Origin of the sequence: Arthrobacter sp. C2 (assembly GCA_024207135.1) — a bacterium.
In the GTDB taxonomy this organism is placed as follows: domain Bacteria; phylum Actinomycetota; class Actinomycetes; order Actinomycetales; family Micrococcaceae; genus Paeniglutamicibacter.
Map to the genome: position 1 here is coordinate 1,237,925 of CP042428.1, position 14,320 is coordinate 1,252,244.

Genomic DNA, 14,320 nt, shown 5'->3' on the forward strand with positions numbered 1-14,320 from the left:
CAGGCGTGGCCGCCGGCCGCGGCCCGCGGTTCAGCGCTCGCCCTGGTTCTGGTCTTCCTCCGTGCCTGGTGCCGCCGCAGGGTCCTGCCCGGCGGCTTGGTCGCCGGCGGCATCCCCCGGAACAGGGGTGGAGGCATCCTGGGTTTCCTCGTCGGCCAGCAGGGTCTCCGCGTCCCGCAACGGATCGAAACTGTCGAGTCTCTTGTATCCCCCGGGCTGTTCAGGGGGTTGCCGCCCGGGCTTCGAATCGACCATGTGGGTTCCTCCTTCCGTGCCCCGCCCTCACGAATTGCGCAGGGACTCGATCAGTTCGTCCTTCGTCTGCTTCGAATACCCGTGCAGGCCGATTTCCTTGGCCCGGTTCTTCAATTCCGGAACGGTCCAATCCTCGTATTTTCCGGATTCCCCGCCCCGCTCTCCCACCGCCGAACGGCCGTCCTTGGCGGCGGCGTTGGCGATCCGTGCGGACTTCTGCTTCGAGTTCCCTTCATCGCGCAGCTTCTCGTAGAGTTCGTCGTCCTTGATCTGCGGAGTCTTGTCCCTGGGCATGGTGTTCCTCCCCTCCCGATGGTTTGTGCCGGTCCGGGGCCCTGCGGCCTCGCGCACGAGGCCGCAGGCGGGCCGGCACCTTGCTGCGGGCCCGGGCGCGACACCGGTTCCGCATTGCCTGAATGCGCACCGGACGCCCGTGTCCGTGTGTGCCACGCTACTGCCCGCGCCGCCGGTTTCCAACCTTTTGGCAACGGGCCGGGAGCTCAGAGTTCCGCCAGCGGCGTGTCGAGCATCCAGGCCAGCGATGACCCGTCGACCACGCCGCGGCGCATGCCCGAAAGGTGCGCGCCGAACAGGTCCGCCGGAATCCGCGGGGCGCGATACGCCCTTGCCCGGTGGTGGCTCAGGCACTCGGGATCCTGCCAGACCAGCAGCTGCAAGGTTCCCTCGTCGGCATGCACCATCGCCGGGCCGCGGGCGATGCCCAATGCGTCGAGCCGGTGCGCCAACGCCTTGGCCGAGGCCCCGGACTCCCACAGGAACCCGGCCAGCTCGCGCGGGGTCTGCCTGTTCCAGTCGATCGACCTCAACCGGGCGGCGGGCAGCAGCAGCGCCAACGCGAAGTCGAGGGCCCAGCCGTCCTCGGCCTGCGTGCGGATGCCGATGCCTTCGTGCCGCCCGCCCAGCAGCGCGCCCAGCTCGCGGGCCAGCGCCAGGTTCGCCTGGTACCAGGCCCCGGTGCCTCGCACCATGATGTAGGTGACCTCGTCCGTCCGCATGGCCCGGGCGTCGAACGCCGGTCCCTCGGCGGCCACGAACACCCCGATCCCGTAGGCCTGTTCAATGGCCGCGGGCAGGTCATGCACGAACGCCTGCCCCAGGGCCTCATCCAGCACCCTCGCAACCCGCGCCGCACCCTCCTCGGGGTCCAGGCCGGGCTCAAGATGCGGCACCGTCCCGGTGCCCAGCCCCACCTCCCGATACGCCCCGGCGGGGAAAGCCACGGTCTCCGCCACGGAATCGTGCTTCCAGCCCGCGCCCTGTCCGTCCCGGCCAGTGGCGCCCTCGGGGCGCGGATCCCCGGTGATCAGCCAGCTCAGCGACACCTTGAGCACCTTGGAAAGTTTCGCCAGCTCGGTGGCGCTGAAGTTGCGTTGCCCGCTCAGGGAACGGCTGAGCGCATCGCGGCTCATGCCGATTTGCCGGGCGACCTTCGCCTGCGTCAGGCCGTCGTTGTGCGACTGCATGGCGTCCTGGACGCGCAAGCGGATCCCATCCACAAGTCTTCACACCCCTCATGCATTCGTCCTGCGGCCCGCGGCCTCGGTCCGTGGCCGGCGGAACTGCCGTTGCGGCACTAGGGACAGCATCCACCACCCACCAGCGGCGTGTAAAGGAAGGCCACCACCCCTACGTCCCCCTGCACCCCGCCGGCCCATCCACTCCGGAACGGAATCCGGACCAAGTTTTCGGCGTCGCGGGCACTTGACGCCCGGGGCGCGGAGCGAGACGGTGGCAGGGAGGGAATCCACCCACCAACCGCATCGAAGCCCCCGCGGGCGGGAACGAGAGGAAGCACAATGGACACGTTCCCCGGAGCTCCGGCGCAGGAGCCCGAACTGCCCGACTCGACCCCGCTGGATCCGGAGCTCCCCGGGATCGACGGGCTGGGCGGCATGGAGGCCAGCCGGGGCAGCGGCTACTCGGTCACCGTGCACACCCACGGCTCCGACCTTCCCGGCGGCCCGGCCACGCTGGCCATCGAAATCCGCTCGACCGCAGGAATCAACGAACCGCTCACGCTGTGCATCGACCAGGGCTACCTGGATCGGCTGGGCACGTTGACCATGTCCCCGGCCCCGGAAGCCGAATCCAGCGACGGCATGTACCGGATGCTCGATTTCCCGGCGCCCCGTGCCCCGGGATTTCGCCTCGAGATCTCCGGCGCGAGCCTTGGCACAGAGGCCCCGGCGGCCGGCGGGGACCTGAACGTCTACGTCGGCGGCATCCATGTCGCCACCATCGACCTGCGCACCGGAGAGGCGCCGTAACCCGAAGCGCGAAGCGGCGCCTGTCTGGATTTTCCCAACACCCCGGGCAGCGTCCCAAGAAATCCCTCCCCGAAACCCGCCATCCACTCCCGCCTGACCTGCCGCTTCGGTAACCTCTCGGGTAGCACACCAAGCAGGAGGGACGGCCCATGGCCCAGGCAGGATTCGCATCGGTCGACAAGGCCGTTCCCGGTGTGCGCGGCGGATCGTTGACGGCAATGGGGGTTCCCGTCAACGATCCGCGACCGGTCCAGCACCTAGAGCGCCGGCGGCCCCGCGGCCGGGCCGGGCCTGCGCCCCGCGGAGACCGGCGCCTGGGCTCGGGCCCGGGAGCCGGGACTCCGGCCGCGGCAACCCGGCAGGCCGCCACCTAGCCAAGAGCATGTTCCCTGGCCGTCCGCGCCAACCACGGTGGGCCACCGCCGGGAACATGAACCAGCCATGCCCCCTTCACGGGTGCCGGGAAAGAATACTCGAATCGGGGGATTCCCGGCACCCGCGAAGGTACACACCAAGACCTGCGCGTGGGTCCGCTCCGCAAGGGGAGCGGACCCACGCGCAGTTTGCTCAGCCCGGAGGCCTGGTGGTCGGATCCGGATGGGGCATCGGATCCGGGCCCGGCACCGGGTTCGGGAACGGGGCGGGGTCCGGAACCGGGCCCGGCGGATACGGATCGGGCCCGGGGCCAGGGGGAACCGGGTACGGCCCGGGATCCGGTTCAGGCTCCGGGGTCGACGGCGGTGCGGGCGGATAGTCCGGATCCGGCCCGGGCGGCGGGCCCGGCGGCGGTTCCGGGGACGGGGCGTGTTCGGGCGGCATGGTGGAGTCGCTGACCGGCACCATCCGGGGGCTGGATCCATCGGGGGAATTCTGGAACATGCTTTCTCCTCTGCTGGTGGGAGTTGACGCTCGTTCGTGCCGCGGGTTCCCGGCGGCGGGCCGGTCCCGGACGGCGGCGGCAGCTGCGGGCCGTTGGCCCATCGTTGCACGGACGCGCACGCCAAGTACACCCTTTTGACACCCGGTGCCCTCCCGGGGCAAGGTACGCCTTTGGATGGACCCGGCGGCCTCCGGCGCCAACTAGAGTGGGTTGCGGAGCAATAGCGAACAAGACAATCTTTCTAGGATGGCAGATGCATCGGCTGGCCGCACTTTCCCTGGGCAACCGTGCCCTCATCGCACTGATCACCGTGTTTGTGGCGGTCTTCGGCGTGATCACCATGGGGCAACTCAAGCAGGAACTCATTCCCGCGCTCGAGTTCCCGCGGATCTCCGTGGTGGCATCCCAGTCCGGCGCATCCCCGGAGGTCATCGACAAGCAGGTGGCCCAGCCGCTGGAGGGCGCGCTGCAGGCCGTCGAGGGCCTGGAGTCCTCCTCCTCGACCTCGCAGACCGGCTTCACCACGATCTCGCTGTCCTTCGCCTACGGCACCGACCTGGACCGCGCCCGCGCCCAGGTCGACAAGGCCATCTCCAACGCCAAGGCCACGCTGCCCGAGGACGTGGAACCCTCCGCGTTCGCCGGCTCCATCTCCGACTTCCCCATCGTCTACCTGGCCGTCTCCGGCGGCAAGGACCTGAACTCGCTGCGCTCCGACGTCGAGCGCCTGGTGCTGCCCAAGCTCTCCAAGATCGACGGCGTGCGCACCGCGGACGTCTCGGGCGGCACCTCCCAGCACATCGCCGTGCTGCCGGACGCCGCCACGCTGGCCTCCGAGCGCCTGGGCGTCAACGACCTGAAGACCGTCATCGAGGAAGGCTCCGGGCTGATGCCCGTGGGCCGGCTGGACACCGAAGGCCTGGACCTGCCGGTCACCTCCGGCTCGCTGGTCGACTCGCTGAACGCCGTCAAGTCCCTGCCGGTGCGCGGGGCCTCCGGGGTGTACGACCTCTCCCAGCTGGCCGAGGTGAAGATGGTCGATGACACCGCGACCTCCATCACCCGCACCAACGGGGTCGAGACCCTGGCCGTGTCGGTGACCAAGAAGCCCGCCGGGGACACCGTGGGCATCTCCCACGCCGTGGCCGCCGCGCTGCCGGCCCTGGCCGAGCAGCTGGGCGCGGACGCGAAGTTCACCACGGTCTTCGACCAGGCCCCGTTCATCGAGCAGTCCATCCACGACCTCACCGTCGAGGGCCTGCTGGGCCTGGGCTTCGCCGTCGTGGTGATCCTCATCTTCCTGCTTTCGGTGCGCTCCACCCTGGTCACCGCGATCTCCATCCCGCTGTCCCTGTTGGTCACCTTCATCGGGCTGCGCATGGGCGGCTACTCGCTGAACATGCTGACCCTGGGCGCGCTGACCATCTCCATCGGCCGCGTGGTCGACGACTCCATCGTGGTCATCGAAAACATCAAGCGGCACCTGGCCTACGGCGAGGAAAAGTCCAAGGCCATCCTCACCGCGGTGCGCGAGGTCGCCACCGCCGTGACGGCCGCGACGCTGACCACCGTGGCGGTGTTCCTGCCCGTGGCCTTGGTTGGCGGCATGGCCGGGGAGCTGTTCCGGCCTTTCGCGCTGACCGTGACCATCGCGCTGCTCGCCTCGCTGCTGGTCTCCCTGACCATCGTCCCGGTGCTGGCCTACTGGTTCCTGGGCCACACCCGGCCCGGCGCCGCGGACCTCGCCGCCGCGCGCGCGAAGGCGGAGAAGAAGGAAGCGGCTTCCTGGCTGCAGCGCGGCTACTCCCCCGTCCTCAAGGGCACCCAGAGGCACCCGGTGATCACGCTTGTCGCCTCCGTGACGTTGCTGGGTCTGACCGTCATCATGGTCCCGCTGGTGCCCACCAACCTGCTGGGCGGCACCGGGCAAAACACCTTCTCGGTCACGCAGAAGCTTCCGGCCGGATCCTCGCTGGATACCACCATGAAGGCCGCCGCCCCCGTCGAGAAGGCCCTGCGCAACCTCGATTCCGTGGTCGACGTGCAGCTGACCGCCGGCACCCCCTCGGGCGGGTTCGCCGCATTCCTGGCCGGCGGCACCGACTCGGCCTCCTTCACCGTGATGACCGATGCCGATGCCGACCAGGAAGCGATCCAGGACGCGGCCCGCGCCGCGGTCAAGCCCCTGGCCAAGGACTCCGAGATCTCCATTTCCGCCTCCGAGGGCGGCATGGGCGGATCCTCCGCCGTCACCGTGCAGGTCGGCGCTCCCACCCCCGAGATCCTCACCGAGGCCACCGAGGCCACCCGCGAGGCCATGGCCGGCATCGAGGGTGCCACCGATCTCAGCGACAACCTGTCCACCGCCCGCCCGCAGGTCTCCGTGTCCATCAACCGGACCAAGGCCGCGGCCGCCGGGCTCTCCGAGGCGCAGATCGGCGCGCTCACCGCCGGCACGCTCTCCCCCGTACCCGCCGGCACCGTGCGCGTGGGCTACACCGACTACCCGGTGAGCATCGGTGAGGGAACCGACCTGACCAACCTGAACCAGCTGCGCGACCTCAAGCTGCCCACCGCCACCGGAACGGTGCGACTGGGCGACGTGGCGAAGGTCGAGCGCTCCGAGTCCCCGGCCACCATCACCTCCTCGAACGGGGAGCGGATCGCCACGGTCTCGATCACCCCGGGCGAGAACGACCTCGGCTCGGTCTCCGCGGAGGTCGCCAAGCGGCTCGACGCACTCGCCCTGCCCGAGGGCGCCACCGCCGAGCTGGGCGGGGCCGCCACCGAGCAGGCCGAGTCCTTCGCCCAGCTCTACCTGGCGCTGCTGGCCGCAATCGCCATCGTCTACGTGGTGATGGTCGCGACCTTCAAGTCGCTCATCCAGCCACTGATCCTGCTGGTTTCCATCCCGTTCGCCGCCACCGGCGCCATCGGGCTGCTGCTGCTCACCAATGTCCCGCTGGGCCTGCCCTCGCTGATCGGCATGCTGATGCTGGTGGGCATCGTGGTCACCAACGCGATCGTGCTGATCGATTTGATCAACCAGTACCGCCTGCCGCGCGACGGCCATCCGGCCATGACCCTGCAGGACGCGATCTACCACGGAGCCAGGCAGCGCCTGCGCCCGATCCTGATGACGGCGTTGGCCACGATCTTCGCCCTGGTGCCGATGGCCCTGGGCCTGACCGGCGGCGGCGGGTTCATCTCCAAGCCGCTGGCCGTGGTGGTCATCGGCGGGCTGGTCTCCTCCACCGCGCTGACGCTGATCCTGGTTCCGGTGCTCTACCACCTGGTGGAGGGCGCCAAGGAGCGTGCCGCCGCGCGCCGGGCCGATAGGCACGGTGCCCACCCGGTCACCGAGGAGGTCACGGCGCTGGTGGGTGCCCGCATGGAGGTGCCCGCGGCGCAGGCTGCCCCCAAGGTGACCTCGACCCCGATCTCGGGGCCGGGCGCGGGAGCCATCCCGGCGCCGGCACCCACCGATCCCACGGCACCGGCACCGGCACCGGCACCCGGGGTGCTGATCAACCCGGCCACCGGATCGATTCCGCTGACCCGCCGGGAACGCAAGGAAATCGAGGGCGAGCTCAAGCACAAGCCCAAGGACTCCTAGCGCGGGCACCACGGGCCAAACGCGGGGAGGCCGGAACCATTGGTTCCGGCCTCCCCGCGTATTTTCCTGGCAACTTTTCCCCATCCACGCGCGGCGGCCGGATTCCCCAACACCACTCCACCCCGGAGTTTCTCGCGTGCGCGTGCGCGCACCCGCGCGCGAAGCGTATCCTCGGAGATGTCGGGACCGCTCGGGAAGACGCTGTGGCCCTACCGGCCAACATCGGAAACCCTGCAGGCAGGGGCGCACGATGTTCGCGCCGGCAACCCACGAAAAACCGTCTCGGTATCGGCCCCGACGCAACCGGGTCCATCCATTCCGGGCGCCCGGCCGGGCAGGGCCCCCGAGAGGCGCAGTCCAGCTCTGGCCACATGGCGCGCGCCGACGTACGCTCAATCCATGGAAGAGAACCAGACCCACACGGACGTCGAAGCACTCGAATCGAACCAGTGCCTGGAACTGCTGCGGGCGGTTTCACTCGGCCATCTGGCCGTCAGCCACGATGACATGCCGCAGATCTTCCCGGTCAATTTCACCGTCGACCACGGGACCGTGGTGTTCCGCACCGGGGAGGGCACCAAGCTCGAGACGCTGCGTGCCCAGCCCCAGGTCGCATTCCAGGCCGACGGCGTCAACCAGGAGACAGGCGTCGCTTGGTCGGTCATGATCCAGGGCAAGGCCGAGCTCTTCGGCGGCATCGAGGAGACCCTGGACTCCTTCAACCTGATGCTCTTCCCGTGGGAGTCCGGCCCCAAGGACCAGTTCGTGCGCATCGTCCCGACCTCGATGACGGGCCGGCGCTTCAAGGTCGCCGACCCGCTGACCTGGTGGAAGCACATGCGCCACGGCTAAGCCGCCGCGACCGGAGTCGATGCCCGGGTCGATGCCCGTCCCCTTGGCTCAGGCGTCCCGGCGCGTGAAAACCCACATCCCGGCACCCAGCAGCACACCGGCCCAGGCCACCAGCACGGCGATCGCCGTCGCCGAGCCGTAGGGTTCCACCGCCCCGGTGCCCAGCACCTGCCCGGCCGTCGTCGGCAGGTAGACCACGACGCGTTGCACCCAGTCGACGGCGAACAACGGCAGGAGCTGCGGCAGCCCGAAGAGCAGCACGAACGCGCCGGTGATCGCCCCGGCGGTGCTGCGCAGCAGCGCCCCGATGCCCAGCATCACCAGCGCGAGCATCCCCAGGTACGCCCCGCCGCCGGCCAGCGCGAGCAGCAGGTCGGACACCGTGAAGGCGCCATAGGTCCCTGCCGCCAGCGCCGCCACCAGCGTCCCGGACCCCACCAGCACCACGCCGCTTCCCAGGCCGACGATGCCCAGCACCGCGGCCTTGGCACCGAGCAGCCGGGAGCGCACCGGCACGGCCTGCAGCGAGGAAATGATCGTCCCGTTCGAATACTCCGAGGTGATCGCCAGGGCGGCGAGCGTGGCGATGATCAGCTGCGCCAGCTGCAAACAGGCCAGCGCCATGAACGGCGCGGGCATCGCCGACTCGTAGCCGTTGACCCCGCTGGCCCACGCGGAGAAACCGATCAGCCACGCCATCGCCAGCTGCGCGGCCAGGGCCACAGCCAGCGTGGTGCGGGTGGAACGCACCGCCCACAGCTTTGTGAACTCGAACGCCATAGCCGCCCGGAAACCGGGCCTTGGCCCCGCCTCCACCGTGCGCGCACCGCCTGCCCCGGCCCTCGCGGCCTGCTTCATGCTGTCCACCTGTGTTGCCTTCGTCCCGCTCATGGTTCCTCCCCGATCCGTGTCGGCACGTAGTCCAGGGACTGGGCCGTCAGCTCCGTGTAGGCCTGTTCCAGCGACGCCCGCCGCAGGCCCAGTTCGTTGATCCGCACGCCCAATGAATGGGCGACGCCGCCGACCTCCTGCGTCGTGGCACCGGTGACCCGCAGCGAGTCCGGCCCCGCCACCGCCACCAGGTACCCGGCCCGCTCCAACCCCGCCGCCAGCACCCCGGCCTGCGGGGATGAGACGACGACGGCCGTCTGCGCGCTGGCGGCCAGCACCGCGTCCATCGACTGGTCGGCCAGCAGCTTCCCGCGCCCGATCACCACCAGGTGGTCGGCGGTGGACTGCATCTCGCTCATCAGGTGGCTGGAGACGAACACCGTCGCCCCGGCTGCCGCCTTGGCCCGCATCAGGTCGCGGATCCACGCGACCCCGTCGGCGTCCAGACCGTTGACCGGTTCGTCGAACACCAGCACCTCCGGCTCGCCCAGCAACGCCGCGGCAATGCCCAGGCGCTGGCGCATGCCCAGCGAATAGGTGCCGATGCGCCGGCGCCCGGCCTCCCCCAGCCCCACTTCCTGCAGCACCGCATCCACGCGGGCCACCGGGATCCGGTTGCTGCGCGCCAGTCCCCGCAGGTGCGAATCCGCACGTTGCCCGCGGTGCCCGGTGCGCGGCTCGAGCAGCGCACCGACGGTGCGCAGCGGAGCGGCCAGCTGCGCATAGCGCACCCCGTTGACCAGCGCCCGGCCGGAACTCGGGGCATCGAGGCCCAGCAGCATCCGCATGGTGGTGGTTTTCCCCGCTCCGTTGGGACCCAGGAACCCGGTGACCTTCCCCGGCGCCACCGTAACGCTCAGCGAATCCACGGCCCTGACCGATCCGAAGTCCATGCCCAGGTTCTCCAGCGTGATCACGATTCCCTCCTTCCTGGGCAGTTTCCCGCCCGTTTCTCCGCGTGCTTTTCCCTGCCTTCCACGCTAGGCCCGGCCCCGCGCCATTCCCAGCAAAATCCCTCAGGGTCCGCCCCGAGACGCCCCTGGTTTTTCCTCGACCAGACCCCGCACGAACCGCCCCCTTGGCATGCGCCGCGCCCACGCGAACACACGCGCACGCGTGCGACCTCGTGGCCCACCGGGGACCCGCCCCCGCCGGAACCCGCCGTCAAGGCACTCCCGGAATCACCCAACCCCCGGTTATCCACAATTTCCCGGCCCGGCCCCCATCGCACTCCCGAGCCCCGCACACTGGAGGCATGCAAACAGACGCCTTCATCGCCAACCTCGCTGGACACAGCGACTATCCGGGGTACTCACCGACCCCGGACGATGAACTGCGCGCATTGATCGAGGACATCCACCAGATCGACGCCCTCGTCGCCCGGATCGCCTCCCGTCCAGCTTCCCCCACCCGGGCTCTGCTCACCGCCATGACCATTGAGCAGGCCAAGCACGCCATCGCCGTCGCGCAGCTCAAGACCGCGCAGCTGGCCCGGCAATCCTTGGTGCACGAGTTGCCCGCCAACACCCTCACCGAGCTGCGCGCCATCGCCGAAGATCCCACCGCCTTCATGGCCGGAGAAGCGCAGCTGCCCGAAGACCCGCGCACGGTTCCCACCGGCAAGCTGCAGTTCAAGACACCGGCCGACTGCCTCGCCGGCATGGCAGGCATCGACTACTTCGAGGCCCTCAACCGCATGCAAGCGGGCGATGACCTGCTGCCGGGCGTTGATGAGCATGGCATGCCGCGCGGCCCCCGCTACCCGCAGCTGGCGCAGCAGCTTGCCACCGGCAAGAGCGCGCCGAGCACCGTTGCCGCCGCGGCGCGCAAGCTGGAGAAGCTGCGCCCCGCCATCGAGTCCCGACCCGACGCCGCACAATTCGCCGAGCAGATCGAGACCCGCGTGGCCGAATCCCTGGCCGAGGGCGACGCGAAGAACACCACCAAGCTCTTCGACAAGATCAGCGACGAGCTCGATGGCGCCGACTCCGCCCCCACGCCCAAGGAAATCCGCAACAAGACCGGCATCTCCGTCACCAAGCGCACCCGGCACTTCACCTATTTCACCGCCTGCATGCTCAATGCCGACGCTGAGCTCTTTCTCTCGCATTTCGCCGAGTCCGACAATGCCCGCACCCTGGCCGGAAACCGCCAGGCCATCGCCGCGGCCGCCAAGGTCCCGGGCCGCGGACCCGCCACCGGCCCCTCCACCGCCCAGCCCGGCAGCACTCCTGCCGACAGCACAGACGATGAAGGAACCGGCACTACGGACAATGGGGATACAGGCAGCGCGGACGGCGCAACGTCCTCCACAGCCACTGACCCCGATTGCGAGGCAGGGACAGGTGCTACGCCGGTCGAAACCGACGGCGCCTCTCCCACCGCAAACGGCACCCCGTCAACCCCTGACAACCCCGGTTCCAACCCTGAACCGGCACCCGGTTCTCCACCGTTCCCGGCCACGGACCCCGACCCCACCCAGGATTCCTTGTTCCTGCCACCGGAACCCGCGGACGGACCCGATTGGTTCGACCACCCGCCCGACGCGGAAAGCTTCGACGATCCGCCGCCGTTGGAAACCGGCACCGGCACGGACCTCGAGGAACCGACCCCGGCCCAACGGCACCTGCAAACCCTGCTGAATTTGATGCGCACTCCAAGGACCTCGGCCAACGGCGCCACCGGATTGCCCACGGCAAAGCTCTTCGTCTACATCACCCTGGAAGTCCTGCTGGGGCTGGCCCGAGGCGCCGGATGGAGCGCACACGGCCTGGAGATCTCGGTCGCCGAGGTGCGCAAACGACTCGCAGAGTTCGGGTTCATCCCCATCACGCTCGGCGGCGAGGGCCAGATCCTGGACTATGGGCGCGAGCGACGCTATCCACCCGAGTCCATGAAACAGGCGATCCGTGCCCGCGACCGCGGCTGCCTCAAGCCCGCCTGCGTCGTGCCGCCCGAACACTGCGACTACCACCACATCAAACCGTGGTCCGAGGGCGGAACCACGAGCGTGTGGAACTTGGGCATGTTCTGCCCCTCCGAGCACCGCGGCGCCGACAAGGGCGACTTCGAGGTCGTCATGAAGGACGGCGTCCCGTGGGTGAAGCTTGCCCCGTTCGAGGACCCCGAACAGCTTCCCCGCCGCAACAAGCACTGGCAGGGCGAACAGCCTCCACTCTTCTGAACGGCATTTCCCCACATCCCTCGGCGGGCAAGCAAGCTGCCTTCCACAACAGCTCCGTGACTTGTACGTATGTCATCTTGGTACCCCAAGGCGCCACGGAGAGCTGAAAACCTGCCGCTGCGCATAGTCTGTATTGAGCTCGCTGGCGCACCGACGAATTGATGGAGCGCCCACTTTTTTGAAAACTTCACCGGGGGAAAAATGCACCAAACACTCGCGCAGCGTGGGGACCTGACTTCACGCGCAAAAATACGACACCGAATCTTCGGCTTCTTGGCCGCTGCCGCCGTCGCAGTATCGCTGACCGCATCGGCGTTGCCGGCCACGGCCCTGCCAATAGGTGACAGTGGCTACTGCGACATCTCGCCTGAAGAGGGCGGATGCTATGAAGAGGATCCGGTCCAGCCACCGGTGAAGGAATACCCGGCGACGTACCCCAAGCCCAGTACCGTCACCGCGGGAATGTCCATCATGCCGGACGCCGACGGCTGGCTCAATGCGTGGTCCAGCGTCATCGAATGGCTACTCGGCGACGTCAAGCAACCCGTCCAGCGGTCGGAGGGTGAAGAATTCGGTACGGATATGATCGGTGGCAGCCCATTTGTCGTTCCTGTCTCCGCCATCGGCAAACACCTGGTCGTGCGCGTCCACATGGATGACGTTCTTGGCAATTCTTGGGTTGACGAGTTCGACCTGGGCATCGTCAAGGCCAACGCGTTCACCAAGGCACCGGCCCCCACGATCTCCGGCACGACGACGGTAGGCAACAAGCTCACCGCCTCGGCCGGCTCCTGGGCACCCAAGGCGTCGATCGCCTACCAGTGGTTCAGCAACGGCACCCCGATCCCCGGGGCAACCAAGCAGACCTACACTTTGGCGGCCACAGACGCCGGCCGGAGGATCAAGGTGCGCACCCGCGCCACGGCCGCCGGTGTCACCACCGTTGAGAAGTTCTCCGCCGAAAGCTCCATCGCCGCCGCAAGGTTCACCGCGGCACCCACCCCGTCGGTCACCGGCACCACTCGCGTGGGCAACACGCTGAAGGTCTCCACCGGCAAGTGGTCCCCTGCTCCGACGTTTGGCTACCAGTGGTACCGCAACAACGCGGCCATCAAGGGCGCGACGAAGTCCACCTTCGCCACGACCTCGACCGACGTGAACAAGTCGCTCAAGGTCCGCGTCACGGCCAAGCGCAGCGGCTACCCCACCACGGAGCGCACCTCGCCGGCGCGCAAGGTCACCGCCGGAACCCTGAAGACCGGATCCAAGCTGACCATTTTCGGCACGGCACGATCGGGCAGCACCATCTCGGCCTCGGTCAAGGCACCCGCCGGCGCCAAGGCCGCCTACCAGTGGTACAAGAACGGCAAGAAGGTCTCCAAGGCGACGAAGAAGAGCCACAAGCTCTCGTCCAAGGACATCGGGGCCAAGTACCAGGTGCGCATGTCGTTCACCCGCGCCGGCTACTCCAAGCTGAACGTGAACTCGAACACCGTGAAGATCGGAAAGCCAACCTTTGCAGTGAAGTCCACACCCAAGGTCTCCGGCACCAAGAAGGCCGGCAAGACCCTGAAGGCCAGCACGGGATCGTACTCGCCGAAGCCGACCTCGTACTCCTACCAGTGGCTGCGCAACGGCAAGTCCATTTCCAAGGCCACCAAGTCCTCGTACAAGCTCACGTCGTCGGACAACGGAAAAAAGATCAGTGTCAAGGTCACCGCCAAGAAGAAGGGCCACGACAACAAGTCCGCCACCAGTGCTGCTGTCACGATCCCGGTTCCGCTCAAGACCGTGATGCCAGACAACGGCACCTATCGCGTGGGCAAGGACGTGAAGCCCGGCCTCTACAAGGCCACTGGATCGGGCAAGGGCTGCTATTGGGAGCGCAGCAGCGGCTTTAGCGGCAGCTTCTCGCAGATCAAGGCCAACTATTTCGGCACCGCCAACACCTACGTGCGTATCGTTTCCGGCGACAAGGGCTTCAAGACCAGCGGCTGCGGCAAATGGACCACGGTGCCATCCTCCGGCACCAAGGCTTCGAAGATCACCAAGGACGGTTCGTACCGCGTGGGCATCGACATCAAGCCGGGCCGATACTTCGGGAAGGGCACGTCCTCCTGCTATTGGGCCACCTATCGGGATTTCACCGGAGACTTCGGGGACCTGGTCAACAATGATTTCACGGCAGGACGCCTGGTCATCGATGTTCCGGCGTCCGCCAAGGGCTTCGAGGTTTCCGGCTGCGGGACGCTGACGCGCTAATTCGAAATTCTAGACCGACCAAGCATTGAAGCCACGGGGTGCCACGGAATCACTCGATTCCCTAGGCACCCCGTCGCCTTTCGCTCTTCACC

General features: G+C 68.3%; 10 protein-coding genes. 5 read left to right on the plus strand and 5 right to left on the minus strand.

What is annotated here, in order from left to right:
• Positions 1-30: 30 nt before the first annotated feature.
• The 3 genes from FPY90_RS05765 to FPY90_RS05775 all read right to left on the minus strand — a co-directional run bounded on the left by FPY90_RS05765 (position 31) and on the right by FPY90_RS05775 (position 1,757).
• Positions 31-255: a hypothetical protein gene (locus FPY90_RS05765; protein ID WP_498684387.1), complete on the minus strand. Its 225-nt coding sequence runs from the start codon at positions 253-255 to the stop codon at positions 31-33.
• 27 nt (positions 256-282) lie between these two features.
• A complete protein-coding gene (locus FPY90_RS05770; RefSeq protein WP_071216592.1) occupies positions 283-549 on the minus strand; it encodes a DUF7218 family protein in 267 nt (88 codons plus the stop codon).
• A gap of 206 nt (positions 550-755) precedes the next feature.
• Positions 756-1,757 (minus strand): helix-turn-helix domain-containing protein, encoded by a 1,002-nt coding sequence (locus FPY90_RS05775; protein ID WP_498684390.1) that lies wholly within the window; start codon positions 1,755-1,757, stop codon positions 756-758.
• A gap of 315 nt (positions 1,758-2,072) precedes the next feature.
• Between FPY90_RS05775 and FPY90_RS05780 the strand changes: the two genes are divergently transcribed.
• The 3 genes from FPY90_RS05780 (at position 2,073) to FPY90_RS05790 (ending at position 7,891) form a co-directional block, all read left to right on the plus strand.
• Complete coding sequence (locus FPY90_RS05780; protein WP_498684392.1) at positions 2,073-2,543, plus strand: hypothetical protein; 471 nt, start codon at positions 2,073-2,075, stop codon at positions 2,541-2,543.
• Between the two features lie 1,133 nt (positions 2,544-3,676).
• The gene (locus FPY90_RS05785; protein WP_498684394.1) at positions 3,677-7,039 is read left to right on the plus strand and encodes an efflux RND transporter permease subunit; all 3,363 of its coding nucleotides are present in this window, start codon (positions 3,677-3,679) and stop codon (positions 7,037-7,039) included.
• A 399-nt stretch (positions 7,040-7,438) separates the two neighbouring features.
• On the plus strand, positions 7,439-7,891 hold the full coding sequence (locus tag FPY90_RS05790; RefSeq protein WP_498684396.1) for a pyridoxamine 5'-phosphate oxidase family protein: 453 nt from the start codon (positions 7,439-7,441) through the stop codon (positions 7,889-7,891).
• A gap of 48 nt (positions 7,892-7,939) precedes the next feature.
• Here the strand turns inward: FPY90_RS05790 and FPY90_RS05795 are convergent, their stop codons facing one another.
• Together FPY90_RS05795 and FPY90_RS05800 are read right to left on the minus strand one after the other, a co-directional pair.
• The gene (locus FPY90_RS05795; protein WP_498684398.1) at positions 7,940-8,782 is read right to left on the minus strand and encodes an ABC transporter permease; all 843 of its coding nucleotides are present in this window, start codon (positions 8,780-8,782) and stop codon (positions 7,940-7,942) included.
• The gene (locus FPY90_RS05800; protein WP_498684400.1) at positions 8,779-9,699 is read right to left on the minus strand and encodes an ATP-binding cassette domain-containing protein; all 921 of its coding nucleotides are present in this window, start codon (positions 9,697-9,699) and stop codon (positions 8,779-8,781) included. The genes FPY90_RS05795 and FPY90_RS05800 overlap by 4 nt, the downstream gene beginning before the upstream one ends.
• A 338-nt stretch (positions 9,700-10,037) precedes the next feature.
• Here FPY90_RS05800 and FPY90_RS05805 point away from each other — a divergent pair, with 338 nt between their 5' ends.
• Together FPY90_RS05805 and FPY90_RS05810 are read left to right on the plus strand one after the other, a co-directional pair.
• The gene (locus FPY90_RS05805; RefSeq protein ID WP_498684402.1) at positions 10,038-11,966 is read left to right on the plus strand and encodes an HNH endonuclease signature motif containing protein; all 1,929 of its coding nucleotides are present in this window, start codon (positions 10,038-10,040) and stop codon (positions 11,964-11,966) included.
• Positions 11,967-12,239: 273 nt separating this feature from the next.
• Positions 12,240-14,228: an Rv1352/Rv1906c domain-containing protein gene (locus FPY90_RS05810; protein ID WP_498684404.1), complete on the plus strand. Its 1,989-nt coding sequence runs from the start codon at positions 12,240-12,242 to the stop codon at positions 14,226-14,228.
• Positions 14,229-14,320 lie beyond the last annotated feature (92 nt).